Raw genomic sequence first — 21,893 nt, 5'->3', positions numbered from 1 at the left:
AGTTTAATTATCACCCTAATAAGCACGAGATTCCCCGATGGAGCAAGTACAAATTGGTAAATGTGTATACATTCTTAGCACGGGTAGGAACCTGTATAAGATTGGTAAAACGCAGGACCTGCATAAGCGGTTGGCGGCTTACCATACGCATCTGCCGATGATGTTTCGTGTGATCCGGCAATATGCGGCCATGAATATGACCGAGCTGGAAGAGAGTCTGCATATCGTATTTCAACACAAGCGCATAAAAGGAGAGTGGTTCCAATTGACCAAAGACGATCTCATTATTTGTGATAACATCGCCCGCAATTATGCGATGCAGACTTTACAAAGGCAACGCAGAAATACCGATATCACCTTTAGCGATAACCCCTTGCTACAGGTAATGGAGGCGAATGAAAAATACCTGCAAGATTATTCCCGTGTGGCAGACGATATTAAACTGGGCCTTAGCAATGATGAAATATTCGAATTGCATGAGGGGACCGTCAGCAGAACGATTATAGAAACGGTTAGGCGTTTATTAAGATACCGAACTCCCAATTCGGAATTCCTAGGCAAGTGGCTGCGGGTAGTAAATGAGATGGGCAGTGGTACCAGTGAAAGCGAAATTCTGCAGAAATATAAAGGCCAGGTCACTCGTTCTACTATACAAATGATTAAACGAATATTGCGTAACCAGTTATATTGAGAGACAGCCAACCCTCGATAACGAAAGGCTCAACATATCATCGGTTAAATTGGAGCCCGGTAAGTTCAGCATCGGATATATTTTTAGATTGAATCAGTACTTGGTATTTACTGCCCATATCTATCAAAAGAGTAAAGCTGATATAGGATTCCTCTTGTGCCAATTGTAGAATATTCTTCTGTTGGCGTTCATTGGCAGTTCTTAATAATGCTTTAAATCCCAAGGCTTGTAAAAAACAACTCAACGAGGTAATGCCATTGGTATTTAATCCGGCTAATGCGCCCCAATGTTGTAGCGCACTAAAATTCACATGTGCGGTGATATCCTGCTGGCCGATATTACAAAAATAATCATCGCTGACCTGGTGTTTATAGTAACATAATACAGAGCCACAATGGTGGCGCGGTTTATATAGCTCTTCGGATAGTGCGCCATAGTCGATCGTAATGATAAATCCTTTTTTGAGATGACTGGATGCATTCCTTATCCAGTTAATGGCATCGAGATTTATTTCGGTGCGGTAGCCTTTGGGGAGTGTTACATGCAGTTGATGAAAATAGTGTTGAAGGGAAGAGGGGGCGGGTCTCAGCAATTCTTTAAATTCTTGGTCGTAATCTATATATACTTCCATTAATGCATCCTCCATCACTACTTGATGTACGGGTAAATTATCTATTAGCTCATTGGAGAAGATACAATCAATGGGCCAAGGTATGTCATCAATTGTCCTATAGCAATGGACCTTGTCCGACATCCATTTGATAGGTGCGTCCTTTCGTTTCTCAATGATACAATACCTGATATGATCATAAAGCCGACTATTTTCTTTCAAGTATTCCAGCATATCATGGCATAGCAGTCCCTGGCCTGCGCCATATTCAACAATAGTGAAGTCTTTTTTCCCCAGTATGTGCCATATCTCCTCCATTTGCTTGCCAATGGTGGCGCCGAAGGCAGGGGTCAAGCTACTACTGGTAATAAAATCGCCATCCCGACCTATTTTATCTCCAGCGGTGGTGTAGTAGCCATAGTCTGGATGATAGAGGCAGAGATCCATGAAGGTGTGGAAGGAAATCGGACCTTCGCTTTGTATTTTGCTGATGATAATATCTGACAGTCCCATCCATCTGCTGTTTGATGGTGAATTGTTTTCTTTATTATCATACATAGATTCTTATGCCAAATATAGAGACACGAGGTCATTGGATTAAAATAAACCCGCTACAAGAGCGGGTTTTGAAAAAAGATATTCGATACTACTTAATATATCATTGAAGGAGATATTATTCCGTACGAAGTGCATCCACAGGATTAACCCTTGCTGCCCTGAACGCCAGAATACCAATAGTCGTAATAGCGATCGTCATGGCAGCAACGCCTGCCAATGCGAATATCCACCAGTGAATATCCACGCTATAAGCAAAAGTATTTAACCAATTGTGCATAGCATACCAGCTAATAGGGGTGGCAATGGCAATTGCAATCAAAATCAATAAAATGAAATCATGAGACAGTAACCCGATCACATTAGGTATAGATGCCCCCAAGGTGCGCCGTATCCCTATTTCTTTAATTCTCTTTTCTATGGAATAAGTGACCAAACCAAAAAGACCAAGACAAGCAATGAATATGGTCAATAAGCCGAAAATGCTGAATATCTGCCCAAAGCGTTGATCTTTCTGATACTGACGGTTAAAGGCTTGATCTAGGAAAGAATACAGGAAAGGACGCTGAGGGGCTACTTCATTCCAGATGGCCTCTATCTCTTTAACTGTCTTTCTAAGATCGGGCGACTGTAATCGTAAGGTAATTTTATTAAAAGCATCGTAATCTCCTCTCCGCAGGGCCAATGGCTTTACCTTCTCATGTAATGATTGAAAGTTAAAATCTTTGACTACCCCGATCACAACTCCCTTTCGGCCCCATTGTTCGAAGGGTTTGCCTATAATATCTTGAGGATTGGCATATCCATACAATTTTGCAGTCGCTTCGTTGATCACTAGGGACTGCGCCGTATCTGCAGGGAAACTTTTTGAATAACTACGACCAGCCATCATGGGGATTTTAAAGGTAGATATGAAATCTTCATCAATTTCATACATGGAAAGATTATACGCCGCCGTTTCTCCTGTTGGTGTAGCAATGACGGTACCTCCATCTGGGAATTGGTCTCCAGGTACGGCTCTTGATATGGAAATGGCTTTGACATCAGGCTGCTGAGCCAGTCGCAGTTTAATAGCATCCTGGTGTTTATTTATCTGCCTATCTCCGCCATAATCTATCACCAGTAATTGTTCATTATTGAAGCCCAGACTGTGTTGTTGCAGATGTGTTAATTGGGAATACACAATAGCAGTACTGGCAATGAGGGCGATAGATAAGCTGAATTGGAAGACAACCAACCCTCTTCTCAATTGCAGCCCTTTTCTACTGGAGGTGAACCTTCCTTTCAATACCTGTACTGGTTTGAATTTGGCCAATACAAGCGCGGGGTATATTCCTGCTGGAATACCAACTAGTATAGGCGTCAGGAAATAGAGCAGGATTAGTTCTTTAGACCACATGAGTTGCATCGGGAGTCCTTTATCAGCGAGCTGTCTTAATATCGGTAGGCACACGAAACAAAGGGCTATGGCCAGTATGGTGGCAAAAGTAGTCAGTAATATTGCTTCTGCGAGATATTGAATAATAAGGGTACTTTCCTGTGCGCCTATTGCCTTTCTAACGCCGATTTCTTTGGCCCGTTCCAAAGACCTAGCAGTAGAAAGATTTACAAAGTTAATGGCCGCAATAACCAGCATAAATATGGCAATCAATGAAAAAATTACAATGTTCGATAAGCTGCCTGTAACACCGGGCTGCCGTGCCGCCTGAGAAAAAAGATAGGCATCTTTCAATGGCTCAAAAGTGAAGGTATAATTCTCATCATGGATATCTGAATTATGCTGCTTTAAAATACCAGGTATCTTCGCCTCCATGGCAGCTATATTTACGTTTGGTACTGTTCTGATATAGGTGTAAAAGTCTACATAACCCCATTGAGAGAATATTTCCGCACGTTGTCTTTTGAATGTTTCCATGGAAATAAGCCCTGTAAATGTAAAATGAGAATTAGAGGGAACGTCCTCCATCACGCCTGTCACATTGAGGATTAGGTTTTCGGCCTTAATAGTTTGTCCAACAATATTGGTGGTACCGAAATATTTCTGTGCCATCGATTTTGTTAGCACGATGGCATTAGGTGCAACGAGGGCGGTTTTAGAATCGCCGGTTATAAAATTCCAACTGAATACATCGAAGATGCTGGCGTCTGCGAATAAAAGACTGGTTTCCTGGAACCGAGCATCATTATGCTCCATTAATATGGTGCGTGGACTAGTGAACTGCGTGACACTCATCACCTCTGGAAAATTATCTTTCAATACAGGCCCTACAGGGGCGTTTCCCCAAACCTGGTATTCACTAGGGGCGGGTGGGGGTAGCTTCCCGGAACCCGTCATAGGGCGATACGCATGCAGCACCCGGTATATTTCGTTATAGTGTTGATTATATTGATCGTAAGACAACTCATCCTTCACAAATAGGGTGATTAGCATGCAGCAAGCTATTCCTACGGTTAACCCTGTAATATTTATAAAAGAATGCATCCTATTCTTCTTGATACTACGAATGGCTGTTTTAAGGTATATATTGAACATGAGTTGAAGTATTTAATAGATACTGGAATATGAATACATTCCTGGATGCCAAATTGAATGCCATTACTGTAATCCCCCTACCGTAAAGGATTACACAATTTACGATTTCTTCCAACTGTTCAAATATGGACACTTTTTTGTCCAATTATGCACAACTGCAGGGTTACATAAAAAATAACATCCCGTAGCCATTAAGACTACGGGATGTATAACTTATTGTTGCTGATACCTATTTGAATTTTAATGCCACCGTAACGATATCGCTGTTTAAGCCGGTGGAGCGTATATAGTGACCATATCTCAGCTCTATCGAATTAAAATGCTGCCATCCAAAGACGCCTCTGGGAGGAGACAAGCGTAAATTACCACCCAAGAAGCTACTGTGAAAAGTGGACAGATCATAATCACTCGTATAGTAAGTGTCGGTCGGTTTATGCTGCCCAAATGGGGTAAAATAACGCGTGCCTTTTTGATTGTTGTAGCGATAAAAAGGACTCAGACTTACAAATGAGGTTAGTTTAACAGGTACCTCAATTTCTGCCGTATGCGCCCTGATGCCCCAATTGTCCATATAGTAACGATAGAAAGTGCGTATGATAAACCGGTCTTCCAAAAAGTAATTTAACCTAATGGCAATTGGCAATTTATAGCGATCGTCTGGAAGGTTTTCTACCCGTTCAGAACCATCTGTAAAATAATCGCGCTGATACTTGGTTGCCAGCAAACCATGCTGATAGGAGGGGTCTATGGCGAGCATGCCTTGTAGTCTTGTATTAATCACCTGTGATAAGCCGAAAAACGCACTGAAGGAATTCCTGGGTTTATAATCAATCGGGCGACTATCTCCCTCTGCTCCAGAACCATAGCCGGGTGGCCGCAGTTCCACTGGTAATATCACACTCCATCTATCCAGGAAAACTTGACCCCGGAAATCAAACTGTCGGTTTTTATCTTTGGAAACGCGTGTTAGATGTAAGCCTCCACCGAATGACTGGTAATCGTATTCATGAGAATAGGAGGCCGATAATCCGAATGCGTTCCCCGTTTTGACGTTTGTATTAGTCCAGTTCACAGACGGATAAATACGGGTGTCTGACTTGGATGCGGACGAGATGCTATTAGGGTCTATTTTGTCGGATGATGCAGATGTATAGTGATCAATCCCTAATTCAAAAAGGAAAGTATTTTTATGGGCCTTTTTGTTAAGTATAGAAAGCTGCACATCCAATGTATTGGCAAAGTCAATCAGCTTTTCCGTACCAATACCACCAGTTACTGCGGAATTATTACCATCCTGGTTGTAATAGGCAGATACGATATTTACTTCGTCCAAATGAAGCTTTCTTGATTGATAGTTAGCAGTATCTGATGGTTGCTTTTCTTGTGCCTGTGCGTGCGATGTCAGTATGCCCACGTATATTGCCAGAATGCTCAGATTTAGTCGTCTCATTTACCTAATTTTAAGATTAGTTACAACCACAGCCGCCGCCGCTTTTTCCACCATTAGCGCCAGAACCACCTTCTCTATACAACTGGAAGCTCTGTTCAAATTGCTGTGACTTACGTGCCGATAATTCCATTTCTGAATCATTTAGCTTGTTTTTCTGATAAGCCTTCACAGTGGTGCAGGCGCTCTGCATCCCACAGAAGCTAGCTAGTAAGAGCATAAAGCAGATATTTCTCTTCATGTCAGTTGATGATATTTATATTGTTGGAACAAAACACTTGATGGTGTTCATCTATTATTACACAGGCGATTTGCTGCATTTGATTAATAAGATCCAGACCTACCTTTTTTCCCATTATCATGACCGGAGTGGCCATCGCATCCGCCAGCTCTGCACTGGGACAGATAATACTGACGCTTTTTAATCCAGTTATGGGCAAACCTGTTAAGGGATCAATTGTATGCGAATACTTTTTACCATCGATGATGGCATACTTTTCATAATTGCCAGAAGTAGCAATGGCCATATTGCTGATATTCAGGGTAGAGAAAGGAGTGCTTGCATGATCGGGATCGGCGATGCCGATAGTCCATGGTTTGCCATTGGGCTGCGTTCCCCAGGTAATGAGGTCTCCAGCGGCATTCACAATCCCACTTTTAACACCCCTGTTTTGAAGTATACTCTTGGCACGATCGGCCGCATATCCTTTTCCAATGCCACCAAATCCTATCCGCATGCCCACCTCTTTCAGGAAAATTGTAGTAGCAGAGTCATCAAGAATAATATTCCGGTAGTTGATCAGTCGAACCGCCTTTTTTGCTAGATGGGGAGAGGGGAGAGACTTCATGTTCACATCGAAGTTCCAAAGACTTTTATCAATACCCCCATAGGATATATCAAAGGCGCCTTGTGTAAGCGCGGATATTTTTAGTGATCTTTTGATGAGATGAAATACCTCCTTGTCAACCGCTACTGGCCGAATGCCCGCCTGACGGTTTATTTCGTTGGTTACACTATCATCACTGAAAGTAGTCAGCAGCTTTTCAATACGACTCACCTCAGCAATGGCTGCTTGGATATGATTTTCCGCTTCTTCTTTATTCTCACCCACCACGCTAAACTCAAATCGGTTACCCATGAGCTTTAGGACTTGTCGATGAACGAGTGCGCCATCGGCAGGACTATTACTGTGCATCATGCTCCATTGCAGTTATTTCGCCAACAAACTTTTCAGGCGTGCCGCCTGGAAACCCATCCCAAACCTTGATTACCTTGCCATTTTCATCTACCAGCAATGTATAGGGGAATTTACCTTCCGGATTGTATTTATCGGCCAGGGCCTCGTTGAGTCGTACTTGTTCCTTGCTCAGTTGATTCTTCTTTTGACGCGGGAAATCCGCTCTCACCAGTAATAGATGCGAAGCGGCATAATCTTCAAAAGGTTTCGACTCCAGGATTTCTCGTCGTAGTCGGATGCATGGCCCACACCAGTCAGACCCTGAAAAGTTAATCAGGATAAGCTTATGAGCGGCATGTGCAGCTATTTGTGCTTCCTGGAAATTCCCCAACCAATTTACACCTGGATTGATAAAAGCCAGGAGTAAGAAAATGGATAATTTCATATGAATACTGTGAATTAGGAGTAGATGCGTAATGATGTTCCTGTAAGTGTGGTTTTATATACCACGAGGGAACGACTAGCTGGTCCGGTGATAACGGTACCATCTTCGCGGAAAGTGGCTCCATGGTTGTTACAATAAAACTGATGGCTAGATGACTGATAATTTAAGGGGTAACTTTCATGGGTACACGATTGCTGTACTGCAATATATACGCCAGCCGTTGTTTTGGCTACAATGACGCCATTGATGGAAACGTATCCGCCATTGGTTAATAAGGCTGCATTGGTGGAAGCATTAAGGTCTAATGTAAAATCTACATTAGAGGAGGGTGCAGGGGCATCACTTCCTCCAGAACCCTTGGAACATCCAATGCATGTTAAAATCATTGCCGCTGAGCTCATGCCAAGCGCCGCGAGAAACTCGTGTCTCTTCATGTTTTCTATAATTTGTAACAGTTTTGCCAAACAAAATGAATGGCGGGAATGGTGATATACATTAAATGGCTGTTATACAGAAAGGCGTAGGTAAATGGAGAATTGCATTTAAAAAGGTGATTTTAGAGGAGTGCTGTACTTGATTATACAGACCCAACAATTGAAAGTTAATGTTTCAAAATGAATTTACAAAATAGTAAAACGGAAAGGTCACCTAAGATATTGATAATATGGCGCTTTCTGCTTCTTTACAATAATAAGCATGAACTGTCACTCCCTTCCATACACGTAGATGGTGCTGAACCAATTATTCAGTAATAACGTTTTTATCTCAACAATATTTTGGGGAATATACGCTTATCACCATTTTTTACCTTCAAAAAACCATATCAAATGAAACCTATTGAATCAACCGTCATTAATGCTATCAGTAAATCTGCTGGTATTCCAGAGGAGGCTATCTCTCCAGATCACTCTTTGAACGACTTAGGAATGAACTCTATCCTGGCCGTTCAGCTCTTATCGAACCTGCAACAGCAATTTGGAATAAAAGCAGATCTGGGTGGGATGTCCACCAGCAATACGATTGGAGAGATTGTAGATTATTTTGAAAGTAATGCTAAATGAGTCTTACCGGAAAAATAACGATCATTCAATAATGCTTTTTTGTTTGTTTAGGGAGACACGATGCTCTCTGGTACTCCTGGTATCAAACAAGGTTTGGATAATAATCCCGCAGATACAACGAACCATACCTGCATCAACGCGCAATAGTGCGCCACTCACCTAATCTGCATAAGGACTGAACAATAATAAAGCCTGTAGATATTATGTCTACAGGCTTTGGGATTCATATCGTAATTAAGGGTTACTATGATGATAGCATGCTTAGTTGCATTAACAAGATTTCGACCATCATCTTTTTTTCTTGGCCTTTGATACCGGGTATTGAGCCGCTGATATCGCGAAACTAAAATCACCGAAGATATTATTGTTGACGGAATCCGCTGGGAAAGGTGCAATGGTGCTATATTTATGACAACTATAACAAGTATTGGTGTTTTGCACATAGCTCTCTAGCGTGGTATTGGCCACTACATGCGCGCCGCTCAACATAGCAGATGTATTTAACGGAAACGGTACCTGAATGGGCGTTGTTTTGTCTGGTTGCAATGTTTGCGACCAGATTACATCTACTAGTTCATAATATTGAAAAACAGATTGAGGATAAAACTTTTTGATATTGCTTTGCATCATATTATTGATAGGCACCGCATCTGTCGGGTCGATTGGGTTTAACCTGGTCACCTGTACCGGAACTGGCCCTGCCTGCGACAAGAAATAGGGCGGCGAAGTATTAGCTGTACAGCTTACCGTTGCGGTACCGCCACCATGCAGACTTACCTGACGAGGCGTGCAATTCGCAGTATAAAAATTATATCCATATGGTGGCGTCGTTTTACTGTTGGTATCCGGTACATTATCTACCTGTTCAAAAGTAGCCCATACCCAAGTAGGTTGATTCTGTGTTTTGTGTAGAATGTGCAAACCTACCAACGCAACAACTGTTTGTCTAAAATTTCCTGTAGCAGAATCATACACGGTTGCATTGGAGAGTTTATATCGCTGCCATTTAGGGGAATTGATATTGTCCACTTCCATCCACGCGGCTTTCACTTCTATAGCACCTACGGGGCCATTATATACACCTTGCGGAAAATTAATCGGGATGCCTTTTTGTACGGAGTCATGTTGTGTGATAGCATTATAATACCCATTCTTGATCACAAAATCATAATAGTCTTTATTCAGCTTGATCTCATACCAAACATTGGTATTATTTTGAGCACCCAGCCAATTGGGGCTGCCTATAGGTGCGGCTTGATCAGGATCTAGGCCAAAGACGCTATCAGCAGCAAACTTAGTGGTGAAGGTTAAAAGTTTCGTTTTAGTTGGATTCATCAATAGTCGCTGTGATTTAAATCTGGCGGCATATTGAGGTGAAACAAGCGTTCCCCAAGAGGATGGCTGCACTCCGTCGGGCTGGAATAGCACGTCAATTGGCATATATGCTTCCCAGCTTACTGGGGAAGTATCCCCGGGAGTGCCAAAGTACCCTGACGGGTTTATCGGCCAGTTCAAAGAAATGAATTCCTGCCAGGCAAAGCAATCTGCCTGGGATTGATTATTGAATGCCGCAAGGTCTCCAGGTACCTTGTTGTTGAATTGAATGACAATATTATACAAAGACGAACTAGCATAACAGTTGCAGGTGTTTGTAGACCGCGCCAACTTGGGATCTCTGTTATCCGGCTTGAAAGCTGTTATGATAAACTGGTTGATAAATAAAGCAATGCAAGTTATTAGGAAGATAGTAACAGATCTTTTCATTTTTGCAAGATTTATATGAAGGAGTGCTAATAATTCAAGAGGCACATATAGGTTCATATGTGCCTCTCTCATTTATTGATCTGAATATTGATATTTCGTATCAGTTAGTGTACATCAATAGCTACTGTAACAGCCCCTATGTTATCGGTTAAACCAGCGCCATATAGACCTTTCAGATCATCATTGATGCATAATTGTATCTCGCCACTGAGGTTGGAAGGAACGGTAGCGCCCAAGCCAACCAGGAAAATAGTATTACCTACTTTGCCAACCAATGCGCCTATGTCTTGACCTGGCATCGGATAGCCTTGTGGTGCCGACATAAACACGGGATTACCTGCGGCATTATACAGTTGGCCACCATTATCTTGCGGGTTAGCAGTCCACAAGCCAGATACATATTTGATGGAAGCTGTATTGGTAGGAGTGAGTGTCACGCCCGTATTTTGCCATGCAATATTGGCTTGTACTGTTACAGGTGATACCATAAACAGTGCGGGCATAGCTGCCTGGCGTTGCTGGCCAACATTGGTCACATAAACGCCATGTTGTCCATGTTTCGCTTCGGCGCCAACGGAAACCGTGATGTATAACGCTGTATTTGCGCTAGGCTGACTATTACCAGGTATTGCGTAGGTAACGTTCTGTTTTACCCCTGTTACTATCGCCGTAATATGAGGATCATCGAAAGTAACAGAAGGATAGGTAGCCGGCTTGTTTTCTTGTGCTGTGCAGGTGCCCACCACTACTACCATTTTGGCGGCTGTGGTACCAACGTTAATGTAAGACGGTACATATGTACTGTTACTCAACAAAGGAATGGGGTGGTTAACTGGGTTAGGAACATTGATATTATAGAGTGTCTCAAAATAGTCTTGGTAGAAGAGTTGAAGCGGTTGTGCAAAAGTATTCGCAGGAGTGGTATCACCAACGGGATCATAACCCTGTGGAACGGTACCATTATAAGCACTAGCAACAATTTGCATTTTGAAGGTGTATGCCACCTGAGATCCCCAGTTAATCGGCTGATTTGAAATGGTAATATCGCTTACGGTATAACCCTTGCTGGCTGGTACTTCATACACAGCATGCAGAATAAAGTTACCAGGTAAAGCATTACCTGCCTGATCAGTCAGTGTTTTGCTGCCCCGTTTAATTGTCCAGAAAGTGGACGCATCGGTACCATCAGGCGTTTTGTAGTTAGAGAAATCAGGCATTTGAATATAGAGCCCGGGAGGGTCAGCAAGCGTTAGCATAAACCCTTGTGTAACGAAATTATTTACAGTACCTCCAATATTAGGGTCGCTATTGCGATACCGCTGACCAAATTGGCCCACGCAAATTAAATCATTGAATTGCGCTGATGGCCACATGGTATTGGTAGTAGCTGGTGGAGGAGGAGGGTTGAAACGTTGAATGGTAGAGGTGGTTGCTAGGCCGATTTCAGTTTGTATCGTATTAGGAGTGCTAGTTAGATGTATGGCGCCTCCTGTTGTTGCAGTAGATACTGGCCCGGAGTTCCATTTATTCAGTGGATTGTATATCGGCTGATTGGTAATAGGATTCACGATGCCTGGTACGGATAGATCTTGCAGGGTGATCTGCGGTTTATCCAGGATGGTTTGATACAGGGTTACCACCTTATTGGGGTCTACCATCCATAAGGTGTTCCAGTATTCAGGGTTTTCGCAGGTGAAATCAATTCGCGTAATTTTTCCTGCCTCATTTCGCGTAACGGCCCATTCACAATATTCATCCTGCCAACCTCTAGGACCATAAGGGAAATAGGCAACATTTTGACCTGTACCACATGGGTCGTTTGATATTTGGCCGGGCATTGATCCGGTGTCAGCCATTTGATACAGTTCAGCTTGTGTGGCATTGGGAAAATTATATTCTAATCTCCCTGGAAAAGCCAGCCATTGAATATTGGCGGCTTCGCTGGTTGGATTATTGTCGATGGGGTTATAATAATTTGTAGTAGGGGGCGTGTTGGTTGTATTCCATCCATTGTTCAACATCCCTTGTTGCGTGAACCCATCCAGGTTGTTGCTCCATAGACTATTCATCTTTTTTTGTTTGGCCGGATCACCTGCAAAATCTTGGATGTTTGCAGGTGTGCGGAATTGAAACCCCGATGTGGAGGAAGGGGCTTTTTTTTCATGAGCAAGTTTTTCTACGCTTTGCATTTTCGATTAGTTTTAAATGGTTATTTAAAATTGAAAGAGGACACCGCGTGCGTGTTAGGGCGATTGATTCTTTGAGAAAAGAATGCATTTGAGGGAGGCCCTATATTAGTTACAAATGTATGATATACGCTAATTCAACATACCGTGAAAATACCTTTTTTGCGAACGATTAATTTTAGTATATTATGAGGTGGCAAAAAAGAAAAGCTTTACAGCGAATCGTTGTAAGGCTTTTTCTTTTTGGAAGCACGACTATACGAAACCCAGGTATTGTTGTTGTGAAATTTTAATGTTGTATAAAAAATCTATGTATCTATTCTCTAGACTCTTCTGCACTAATTAAGATAGAGTACGGTGCTGTGGCCTATATCCGATAGCAAAGGAGATGTTGTTGGCGGGTAAACCGGAGAAAATACAATAATCGCTAAAGCCGTTGCCAGTAGGAATACAAGGCAACGGCTAACATAAAATTACTTAAAAGAACTCAGGCAAAGGCTGAGGAAATTAAGTATGCGATTGGGTTGGTTATTGTTTTACTTTCTATAATGAAAATTGTAGATTTTATCTGCCAAATCATGCGAACCGCTTTTGTCCAGGTATTCTGAATTTGGGAATTACTACTATTTCCACAAACTTTTTGGCGCTTCGCCGTTCTTCATCTTTTCCACGTTTGCCAGAATTAGATTTTGCGCCCCACTAGCCTTTTCTAAGAGAGGGTCGTTACCTGCAGATTCCATTATGTGCACTGCTTGTTGGGTATTACCAATTTTAAAGAGCAGCCCCGCATACACGGCTTTACTGGAAAAATGAGGGAACCATTCATCCGCCTGTTTTGCCCAGTCTGTTGCCTGCTTAAGCAATTTAGGATCGCTTATGTTTTTGTACACTTCTTCGGCAGCATCTCGCAATTGATAGGAAATAGATACCATGTTATTGCTTTGCATGATACGCTTCATGGCAAATTTTTCATCTTTTGTGGAGTCAGCCTTCCCTGTCAGGTAAGGTGCCATAAATCCTGCAAACGTTTCTTCATCTTGCTTTTGTTTACCGGCAATATCCAGCTTCATGATTCCATTCTGCACATAGTCTATTACAGCCGGCGCCAGTTTTGTGGCATCTCCTGTAGTACCATAATATTCCACAGGTAATTCTTTCTCCATTGCAATAATTTCAGCCGGTTGGACATTTGTTGCCTGCATTATCTTTTTATAAGATTGAATCATTACAGGCAACATTTTTTCCTTTTTGTTTTCAACGATGTTTTTTTTGAAATAATTTCTAATTCCGAATTCCATAATACCCAATGGGCTTTGGATGATTTTGGAAGAGTCGAGTTGCTTATAATTGTTCAAAACATAAGTAAACAGCTTGCCGCCTGGTACGAATTGAATGTTCGCGTCAAAATAAATAAGACTTGTGATGACGTCCTTTTTTTTCAGATCTTCCTTTGTCAATAGGGGAAATAATTCCTCAATAATTTCAGCAGAAGGCAGTTTTAAATTGGACCTTTTTTTCATGTAAGCGAGTAAAAAATCCTTGCTTCTCTTTCCATTATTATATTCATCCTGCCATTTTGCAATGGGTTTGGGATCATCTTTCGCTTTTAGAGCGATATTGGCTTGATCCAAAAACGAAGCTGCTGGCATATAGCCCGAAGTGCGATAAATCAAATCACCATTTCCATTTACAAACAAATAAGTTGGGAAAGCATGCACCTCAAATTGCTTTGCAATTTGTACTCCTTCGCCTTTTTCGGCATCAATTTTATAATTGATAAATGAAGCATTGAATTTGTCAGCAACGACTTTCTGCGGAAATATTTCGGCTGCCATCATTTTACAAGGACCGCACCAACTGGTATATACGTCTATGAAAATTAACTTATTCTCTTTTTTTGCCTGGCTAAGAATTTCCTTCCAACTTCCGTGGCTGAACTGGATACCATCTTCTGCCTGTGCGCTGGCAAGTGAAAGCAGAGAAATAAAAAGTGCTAATATTCTTTTCATTAGTTTAAATTTTAATACCCAAAAATCTCTTTCAATTTTTTCTCGAATGCGTCTTCATCGCCCACAAAGCGGGCTACTATTTTCCCCTCTTTATCCAATAGGATTTTTGTTGGAAAAGCTGATACGCCATAAGCTTTGACTGCATCAAACTTTTCTATATCCTGGTTGTTCAATACCTGCAGCCAGGGAATATCATCTTGTTGAATAGCTGTTTTCCAGGCCTTCTCGCTTTCGGCTAACGACGCCCCGGTTTCATGTGCAATACCTAAGATTTCAAAGCCCTTGTCTTTGTATTTTGCATAAAGCGCTTTTAAAATCGGGTGGCTTTGGCGGCAGGGACCGCACCAGCTTCCCCAGAAATCAATCAGTACATATTTTCCTTTTAATGTCCCCAGATTTACCAAATTTCCATTCATATCTTTTTTGTTGATAGGAATTGCTGCTTTGCCCACTGCAGTGGATTCCATGTTGTGGATTTTTGTTGCAATTTTCTTCGCGATAGCATTGCTTTTTAACTTAGCTCCCAAGGAGGCATAGGCCGATTTTAATTCATTCAGAGAAATGCTATTGACCAGACCAGACAGGAAATAAAGGCTGACAAACGAATTGGGATATTGCTTTATGAAATCCATCCTCAACTGATTCACCTTGTCATTATTGGCTGCACGTAAGAGGGAAGCATTTTTTAATGTCGTAGAATCACCGCTGATGTACGCCTGTTTTTCCGTTTGCCAGCTTTCTTGTGTTAGCTTATTTTCCTTTTCCTTGATTTTATTCCATTCTTTATTGTTCTGGCCACCAGTTACTTTAGCCATATAAATCTCATCGGCATCGCCATTGATTTCGATGTTCTCATTGGTGAGAAAAAACTTTAAATCGGGCCCCGGTATAAATCCACCACTTGGAACTTTAATCTCCAGTGCTGGATTACGGCGAACTCCAAGATCAGCAACAGCGGGTTCGGCCACCTTTCCTTTGAATATAGCCCAACCTTCCTCAATGGTATAACTTGTATCAACCACATAACCATTATTACCAGAATACGCCAGGTACATCTTATACTTGTTGGGATTGTTAATTTTGGCACGTATGGTAAAGCCATGCTGGCAATAACCAGCCAACGCATAAAAAAGGAATAAGACTAAGAGGATGTTTTTTTTCATTTTTACACTTTAATTATTAAATGTTTATTGTTTCAAAATTTTTGACCTTACCGATCAGAAATGGATTCCCCGTTTACGCTGTAGCAGCATATTCGCTTTGGGTTCATTAATTCCATTTAGTTTTTATGTTAAGGATTGTTTTCCATGCCTGGATTTTGATTCATCAGTTTTTGTGGGAAACGCAACACCAAACGTTCAGGCTTTAGCGTTAGTGTTTGCGTAACCTGCCCCGAAGAAGAATAGACATTATGTACATTACCTACTGTTGCGCTAAAATCAGGGTCCACTGAAAGTCTGCGCATGTCAAACCACCTGAAACCTTCTACTGCAAACTCACGAATGCGTTCTTCCAGAATAAATTTTACCAGTGCTTTTTGATCCGATGCAATGGCGGTGGGTACTGACGCATTAGTGGAAGGCATTCTGTTTACCCGCAGGGCTTCTACATCAGCTTTGGCGCCAGGTAAATCATTTAACCTGGCTTTGCACTCTGCTCTTAATAAGTACAAGTCAGGAACTTGAACGCCAAATTGTATACCTGCAGGCCCTGTTCTTCTTAACATCCCACCGGGATAAGTATTGCCTCCAAAAGCGGGTGTGTTAGCATAAAAATTAAGCCGAAGATCAGCAGGGTCATATAATGCAACGGTTTGCGGGTTGATAACAAATTCATCACTTATGAATGTCCAGTAATTAATGAATTGCTTGCCGTACAAATTTTCTTTATCATCGACAATTGTAGGATAGGTAGGCCCGAAAAAACTTATTGGAAGGAAACTTCCGCCTGGTCCAAAGTTTACGTTGTAGTCATATAACCCAACCGGAATCGCTGCGGAAGCCATATCGGTAATGGCAGCATTTAACTGTGGCAAGGCATCGCTAAATCTTCCCATAAAAGTATAAACCTTACCTAAAATCCCTTCGGCCGCTGCTTTGGACATGCGCAGTCGATGCGTAGTCTGGGCTGGCAGGGCGGGGATAGCGGTAGTAAGGTCTTTTATAATAAAGTCATATACATCTTTCACCGAAGCCCGTGTAAATTTCGTTTGCGTTACATCGGCTGTGGTAATGATAGGAAATCCCGGGTCGGTAGAAGATGTGGCATTGTTGAAAGGTTTTCCATAATAATTAATCAGCAAAAAATACGTCCATGCTCTTCCAGCCATGGCTTCCGCCTGCAATGATTTTTTTTGCTGGTCGGTACCTTCAGCAGCATTCAATACTTCGTTAATAATTTTGTTATAGTTATAAATGTTTCGCATGGGTACCGCCATTTCATTGGCATTTTGCTGTGGTTCATAAATCACGGCATCCCAGCGAAATAGCCTTTGCGTTCGCAGGTCAGTGCCTGAAAAATAGGGTTCTACCGCTGCAATTTCATCCCCCATGGCTGCCTGCGCATCTGCATCTATATTAAATAAATCGTAATTGTTTAGCAGGAGGTTGTAGTCGTTGGTTGTTTGGGCAATGGTTTTACCTTTTGGTTTAATTTCCAAAAAGCTTTTCTTGCAGGAAAACACACTGGTGGTAAACAAAAGCCAAACGGCTAACCGGCTATAGTGCAATATCTTTTTCATTTTGCTGGCGATTGTGGTTATTGAAAATTTACGTGTACCCCTACAGTTACCGTTCCCTGGCCAAAGCGGTAGCTTTGCGTATTAACGGCGGGATCTGTTATGAAAGGTGTCGAAGGCACGCGGGTTCCCCTAAAAGGATCCTGAAATTCAGGATCAATACCGTATTTATTTGCCTTCCACAACATAATGTTGGATACCTGTAACCTGAAGCTGATATTGTCGGTTTTAATGCGGTGGATCAGACTTTGGGGCAGGCTGTAACTGAGAGTGATGTCTCGCATCTTAATAAAGGAAGCACTGACCACATTAATATCTGCGAAGCGGTAGTATTCAATATCTCTACGGGTATTGCTTACAGAAGTACTGGCAACATACGAAGGAATATTGGTAATAGCCTCGTCGCCGGGTTGTTTCCAGCGGTTTAAAAAGTCCGGGTGCAATTGACCGGAGGTAAAGCCTGACTGGTCGCTTTGACTAAGGATATTAGATTGACCGGAAATACTACCGGAGTAGGTGGTATTCACGTCTCTACGCATAACATGCCCCAGGTTCAAGACCACATTGGCCGCCAGCGTAAAATTTTTATACCGGAAGATATTGGATATGCCACCACTCCAAATTGGCTGGTAGGTTCCCATGTAAACAACATCTTCGGGTTTCGGCACATTGGGTGTTTTTGTGACGGTTTTATCGTTTAAATAAATCTGCGGATCTCCCATATTATCCAGCCCTGCATATTTGTAAGCAAAAATGCCAAATGCGGAATAGCCAGTTACAAATCGAGAAGATATCTTTTGAGCACCAGTGGTAATGGCTGTAGGATCATTCAATTGCGTAACAGTATTCTTGTTATATGCCAGTGACAACAAAGTATTCCAACTGAATTTTTTAGTAGAAATATTAAGTGAATGAATGCTGAACTCGATCCCCTTGTTTTGCAGACTACCAAAATTTCCAACAATTGTAGAATAGCCAGTGAAGCCGTTTACAGGCATATTGCCTAGTAGGTTTTCTGTTTTCTTACTGTAAAAATCTATGGAACCGTTTAAACGGTCATTCAACACAGAAAAATCAACTCCCAGGTTGATAGACTTCGTACTCTCCCAAGTAAGTTTGGGATTGGTAGCCGTTGCAATTTGGAGACCAGTGCGGCCGGGCAGGAAGGAACTTGATATGGCGGATAAAACATCATAGGAAGAAGCAGTTCCCGGCGTCGGTGAATTGCCCGTAATGCCGTAGGTAGCCCTAAGTGCTAATCGGTTAAGCCAGCTAAGTCCTTGCATGAAATCTTCATCACCCAAGCCCCATTTTACACCGGCACTCCAGACAGGTTTGTTTTGCGCCGATTTGTCAAGGCCAAATAAATTGCTGCGGTCTATGCGCCAACTACCATTGATCGTGTATTTTCGGTTATAAGTGTATCCGCCATTAGCGTAATAAGAAGTAAACCGGGTTTCGTATTCTGCTTGGCTGAATGGGAGATTTGAAAAGACGCTCCTCCCAAAACTATTTGCCATAACCGGATTGAGTACACCTGTTGCTCCCAACGTCGCATAATCAATCGGGACAAAGGTCTGCAATGCTTCATTGTAGCCTCTTACCTCGCTTCCGTTAATAATTGTTAACTGATCTTGCGCTTCCTGTCCAGCTAATAATGAAACCTGGTGCAGCAGGCCATGCCATGCTTTATCGAAAACTAACTGGTTACGGATCGTCCAGCTTCGTTGGTTCAAATTGGTAACCGAATATTTACCACCCGATGTGGGCAGATAATAAACAGGGGTAGAAGAGGGTGTTGGTGCAACGGTAAACTGCACTACTTCGCTGCGTACTGCATAACTTTTCTCATCATCAAAGCTGGTGGTTCTGTTGGTACCTTTTACATATCCGTATACGCCTTCAAAGCGCAGTCCTTTAAACAGATGGACTTTTACGCCTCCGGTTATCCGGTCTAGCAAATTATCACTTTTGGTATGGCCGTAATTTACCTCGTCTAAAGGAACATAATCGAGGCCGATACCACTTCTGTTTTGCCAGGCTATTCTTGTTGAATCGCTTAAATAGCCAATATAGGGTACAGAAAGATTTTTCCCGTTTGCATCCTGAAACAGTTGATAGGGATAAAAGCGGTAGTCAATGGCAGGCTCCCTGTTGGAAGAGGTAATGGTATTGGTTACATCAGTGATTAAATATGCCTGGAGCCATTTATTGATGTTAAAATCCTGCCGGAGATTGGCTTTGTAAGAATTGTTTTGTTCTCCCGGCCGCGGGGAGGTGGTATTGGTATAGGCCAGTGAGCCATAAAACGAATATGCAGGACCTCCACCAGAAAGAGAAACTGTATGATTCATAATAGACGCATTTCGATAAAACAAATCTTTGATCTGCTGGTGATTGTTAATAGATGCCAAACTGTCCAGACTCTTATTGGCCTGTGCATCAGAAATAAGACCCCGATAGCGGTTATACAGGATTACCGCATGGGGAGGTAACCCCATAGAACCAGTATTGGTAAAAGCAGAAGCTGTTGACCAGGGATATAAAGCGAAATATGCAGGTGTATAGATTTCTTTTACTGTTTGGATAAACTGTTGGCTGGTTAAAACAGGTGTATAATCCAAATCTGGCCTGCCCTGAAAATTAATGAATCCGTCATACTGCACTTTTACTTTTGTGTTTGCCTTTCCTTTTTTTGTCGTAATCACAATAACGCCATTGGCCGCTCTTGCGCCCCAGATCGAAGCTGCCGTTGCGTCCTTTAAAACTGTTATGTCCTCCACATCCTGCGGATTAATATAAGAAACATCATCCATGGGAATACCATCTACCACTACCAAAGGGTTGCGGTTTGTACCTGAATAATTTCCAAGTTGGTCGGAAATTCCAAGCGTGGATAATCCCCGAATTAACAAGGGGTTTCGGGACAAAGGCGCATTGTTGACTGCCAGTCCGGGCACCAGCCCATCGAGGCGTTGCAAGACATTCATACTGGTGGATCGGTTTTCCACTATCTGCATATCCGGTTTAGAAAATGCACCAGCACTTCTTTCCTTAGAAAGTGATTGGTAACCGGTATTAACCATCACTTCAACTGCCTTCATAACAACAGGACTTACCTGGAGCACCAGCGTACCCAAATTAAATGATGCATTTTGCTGTACAACAATTTCCCTCTTGATACTGTAATGACCAACATGGGATATTTGCAACATATAATGCCCTGGAGGAACATTAGCAATCGTAAAAGCACCATTCGTACTCGTTTCTGTTCCTTTATTTCCTGGTGAAAGCACTACCGAAACCCCAGGAATTGGTTTGCCCAGGGAATCAAGAATAAGCCCAGTGACAGGTTGGTGGGGATTTTCACCTACTGCAGAAGTATTGTTCGGATAATTAGACTCAATACGGATAATGTTTTCTCGAATACTCCATTTCAGCCCTTTGTTCTTTAAAAGCATATTCAGTATATCGGCTACCCTTTGGTCTGTTAGCGTAATACTTACTTTTTCTTCTTTCAGCACCCCGGTGTTTTCATACATGATCACGACATCACCCTTTGCTTCAATAGCAGCAAATACTTTTTGGATAGGGGCATTTTTGAAATCGATCGATATCTTTTTCTGTTCATTACCTTGGCCATAACCGGGAATAGCTAGCAACGCTTGCGCAGCTATCAATATAGAGGTGAGTATAATTATAGTTGGTCTCTTAATAAAGTGTGCACGCAGTTTACCAACGGTTAGCAGCCAACAACGGCCGCTAACACAATAAATACCTGATTTTTTCATAAATTGCAGGAGATGAAATATTAATATTAATGTTTCGGGGAAGCCCCTCAGATGCTGTCCAAGGCCGGAGGGGTTTTCTTATTTACGGAGGTGCATCAATGATAGGCATATTTATTATGGTTGGTTTTTGGTGATAAAATGATAATTTTCTTGTAATCTCTAATTAAGGACGATTAACTTTCCTATATTCACTAGTTGAAAGTTTATTTTTTTTAAAATTTTTTTAGGCGGATAATTTAAACATCCGCGGCTGCCATTTTCAGTATTTAATATTTTATACCTTTACTAAAACCAACTTGACTATCAACCGGCTTCAGCGTGTTCGAAGACAAAATAAATTATACGACAATATTGGAACGATTAAAGGCATTTGATCAGGATGCCTTCGAGCAGTTGTATCTCCATGCACGGGAACGCCTGTACGTGTATGCGCTTTCCATTCTGAAGGACGAAGCCACGGCGCAGGACATTGTACAGGAGTTATTTGTTGATTTTTGGGAGGAACAGATATTCCTACGGATTCATACTGGTCTGGCTGCCTATCTGATACGAACAGTAAGGAACCGCAGTCTTGATTATATAAAAACAGAACAAAATAGGTCCAAGATACGCAAAGCGTATTTCGGGGAGAACGAAACAATAGCGGATGCTGTTGAGGCTCGGGTATTGGGCGAAGAAATAGAAGCGGCCATCAACAAACTGCCACAAAAGGCCGCCACCGTGTTTCGGCTGCATTATATAGTAAAGCTAAGCCATGCGGAAATTGCGGAGCAATTGCAAATTAGTATTAATACTGTAGGCAATCATATAACAAGAGCGCTGAAAGAGTTACGGGAAACTTTAAAAATAAAATAGTGATTTTAGGCGACTTAATAGTCAATAGCGT

At 42.0% G+C, this 21,893-nt stretch carries 16 protein-coding genes; 3 read left to right on the top strand and 13 right to left on the bottom strand.

The window, feature by feature from the left end:
- The first annotated feature begins 37 nt into the window (after positions 1-37).
- Positions 38-691: a GIY-YIG nuclease family protein gene (locus tag JO154_RS02920; RefSeq protein ID WP_291941693.1), complete on the top strand. Its 654-nt coding sequence runs from the start codon at positions 38-40 to the stop codon at positions 689-691.
- Positions 692-728: 37 nt separating this feature from the next.
- Here the strand turns inward: JO154_RS02920 and JO154_RS02915 are convergent, their stop codons facing one another.
- From JO154_RS02915 to JO154_RS02885, 7 genes are all read right to left on the bottom strand, one after another.
- The gene (locus JO154_RS02915) at positions 729-1,814 is read right to left on the bottom strand and encodes an SAM-dependent methyltransferase (protein ID WP_291941691.1); all 1,086 of its coding nucleotides are present in this window, start codon (positions 1,812-1,814) and stop codon (positions 729-731) included.
- 160 nt (positions 1,815-1,974) lie between these two features.
- Positions 1,975-4,389, bottom strand: a complete 2,415-nt coding sequence (locus tag JO154_RS02910; protein WP_291941690.1) for an ABC transporter permease — start codon at positions 4,387-4,389, stop codon at positions 1,975-1,977.
- Positions 4,390-4,618: 229 nt separating this feature from the next.
- Positions 4,619-5,839, bottom strand: coding sequence for a DUF3570 domain-containing protein (locus JO154_RS02905; protein ID WP_291941688.1), 1,221 nt, complete (start codon positions 5,837-5,839; stop codon positions 4,619-4,621).
- Positions 5,840-5,855: 16 nt separating this feature from the next.
- Positions 5,856-6,077 carry a DUF4266 domain-containing protein gene (locus JO154_RS02900; RefSeq protein ID WP_291941686.1) on the bottom strand — a complete coding sequence of 74 codons (222 nt, stop codon included), beginning with the start codon at positions 6,075-6,077 and terminating at the stop codon, positions 5,856-5,858.
- Position 6,078: 1 nt separating this feature from the next.
- Positions 6,079-7,035 carry an FAD:protein FMN transferase gene (locus JO154_RS02895; RefSeq protein ID WP_291941685.1) on the bottom strand — a complete coding sequence of 319 codons (957 nt, stop codon included), beginning with the start codon at positions 7,033-7,035 and terminating at the stop codon, positions 6,079-6,081.
- Positions 7,022-7,459 (bottom strand): thioredoxin family protein, encoded by a 438-nt coding sequence (locus JO154_RS02890; RefSeq protein ID WP_291941684.1) that lies wholly within the window; start codon positions 7,457-7,459, stop codon positions 7,022-7,024. The genes JO154_RS02895 and JO154_RS02890 overlap by 14 nt, the downstream gene beginning before the upstream one ends.
- A gap of 14 nt (positions 7,460-7,473) precedes the next feature.
- Positions 7,474-7,893 (bottom strand): ubiquinol-cytochrome c reductase iron-sulfur subunit, encoded by a 420-nt coding sequence (locus JO154_RS02885; RefSeq protein WP_291941683.1) that lies wholly within the window; start codon positions 7,891-7,893, stop codon positions 7,474-7,476.
- 393 nt (positions 7,894-8,286) lie between these two features.
- Between JO154_RS02885 and JO154_RS02880 the strand changes: the two genes are divergently transcribed.
- Positions 8,287-8,520 (top strand): acyl carrier protein, encoded by a 234-nt coding sequence (locus JO154_RS02880; RefSeq protein WP_291941682.1) that lies wholly within the window; start codon positions 8,287-8,289, stop codon positions 8,518-8,520.
- Positions 8,521-8,808: 288 nt separating this feature from the next.
- On the opposite strand, the gene JO154_RS02875 is transcribed toward JO154_RS02880, so the two are convergent.
- The 6 genes from JO154_RS02875 to JO154_RS02850 form a co-directional block, all read right to left on the bottom strand.
- Entirely contained in the window at positions 8,809-10,284 is a 1,476-nt protein-coding gene (locus JO154_RS02875) for a hypothetical protein (protein WP_291941681.1), read from the bottom strand.
- 104 nt (positions 10,285-10,388) lie between these two features.
- Positions 10,389-12,473 carry a hypothetical protein gene (locus tag JO154_RS02870; protein ID WP_291941680.1) on the bottom strand — a complete coding sequence of 695 codons (2,085 nt, stop codon included), beginning with the start codon at positions 12,471-12,473 and terminating at the stop codon, positions 10,389-10,391.
- Positions 12,474-13,093: 620 nt separating this feature from the next.
- The gene (locus JO154_RS02865; RefSeq protein WP_291941679.1) at positions 13,094-14,479 is read right to left on the bottom strand and encodes a thioredoxin family protein; all 1,386 of its coding nucleotides are present in this window, start codon (positions 14,477-14,479) and stop codon (positions 13,094-13,096) included.
- A gap of 11 nt (positions 14,480-14,490) precedes the next feature.
- Positions 14,491-15,642, bottom strand: coding sequence for an AhpC/TSA family protein (locus JO154_RS02860; protein ID WP_291941678.1), 1,152 nt, complete (start codon positions 15,640-15,642; stop codon positions 14,491-14,493).
- Between the two features lie 128 nt (positions 15,643-15,770).
- Complete coding sequence (locus JO154_RS02855) at positions 15,771-17,219, bottom strand: RagB/SusD family nutrient uptake outer membrane protein (protein ID WP_291941676.1); 1,449 nt, start codon at positions 17,217-17,219, stop codon at positions 15,771-15,773.
- Between the two features lie 17 nt (positions 17,220-17,236).
- Positions 17,237-21,007, bottom strand: a complete 3,771-nt coding sequence (locus JO154_RS02850) for a SusC/RagA family TonB-linked outer membrane protein (RefSeq protein WP_291941674.1) — start codon at positions 21,005-21,007, stop codon at positions 17,237-17,239.
- A 351-nt stretch (positions 21,008-21,358) separates the two neighbouring features.
- On the opposite strand from JO154_RS02850, the gene JO154_RS02845 reads away from it, so the two are divergent.
- Positions 21,359-21,862 (top strand): RNA polymerase sigma-70 factor, encoded by a 504-nt coding sequence (locus JO154_RS02845; protein WP_291941671.1) that lies wholly within the window; start codon positions 21,359-21,361, stop codon positions 21,860-21,862.
- Positions 21,863-21,893: the final 31 nt, after the last annotated feature.

Origin of the sequence: Chitinophaga sp., assembly GCF_019236475.1 — a bacterium.
Lineage (GTDB): Bacteria > Bacteroidota > Bacteroidia > Chitinophagales > Chitinophagaceae > Chitinophaga.
The sequence above is the reverse complement of the archived record's forward strand: the minus strand, read 5'-3'. Positions and strand labels throughout refer to the sequence as shown.

Bases quoted from the DNA above. Each gene is read 5' to 3' on its own strand.
- JO154_RS02920 (WP_291941693.1), top strand. From the start codon at position 38: ATGGAGCAAGTACAAATTGGTAAATGTGTATACATTCTTAGCACGGGT.
- JO154_RS02880 (WP_291941682.1), top strand. From the start codon at position 8,287: ATGAAACCTATTGAATCAACCGTCATTAATGCTATCAGTAAATCTGCT.
- JO154_RS02915 (WP_291941691.1), bottom strand. From the start codon at position 1,814: ATGGGACTGTCAGATATTATCATCAGCAAAATACAAAGCGAAGGTCCG.
- JO154_RS02865 (WP_291941679.1), bottom strand. From the start codon at position 14,479: ATGAAAAGAATATTAGCACTTTTTATTTCTCTGCTTTCACTTGCCAGC.
- JO154_RS02895 (WP_291941685.1), bottom strand. From the start codon at position 7,035: ATGATGCACAGTAATAGTCCTGCCGATGGCGCACTCGTTCATCGACAA.
- JO154_RS02850 (WP_291941674.1), bottom strand. From the start codon at position 21,007: ATGAAAAAATCAGGTATTTATTGTGTTAGCGGCCGTTGTTGGCTGCTA.
- JO154_RS02870 (WP_291941680.1), bottom strand. From the start codon at position 12,473: ATGCAAAGCGTAGAAAAACTTGCTCATGAAAAAAAAGCCCCTTCCTCC.
- JO154_RS02910 (WP_291941690.1), bottom strand. From the start codon at position 4,389: ATGTTCAATATATACCTTAAAACAGCCATTCGTAGTATCAAGAAGAAT.
- JO154_RS02900 (WP_291941686.1), bottom strand. From the start codon at position 6,077: ATGAAGAGAAATATCTGCTTTATGCTCTTACTAGCTAGCTTCTGTGGG.
- JO154_RS02885 (WP_291941683.1), bottom strand. From the start codon at position 7,893: ATGAAGAGACACGAGTTTCTCGCGGCGCTTGGCATGAGCTCAGCGGCA.
- JO154_RS02860 (WP_291941678.1), bottom strand. From the start codon at position 15,642: ATGAAAAAAAACATCCTCTTAGTCTTATTCCTTTTTTATGCGTTGGCT.
- JO154_RS02855 (WP_291941676.1), bottom strand. From the start codon at position 17,219: ATGAAAAAGATATTGCACTATAGCCGGTTAGCCGTTTGGCTTTTGTTT.
- JO154_RS02875 (WP_291941681.1), bottom strand. From the start codon at position 10,284: ATGAAAAGATCTGTTACTATCTTCCTAATAACTTGCATTGCTTTATTT.
- JO154_RS02905 (WP_291941688.1), bottom strand. From the start codon at position 5,839: ATGAGACGACTAAATCTGAGCATTCTGGCAATATACGTGGGCATACTG.
- JO154_RS02890 (WP_291941684.1), bottom strand. From the start codon at position 7,459: ATGAAATTATCCATTTTCTTACTCCTGGCTTTTATCAATCCAGGTGTA.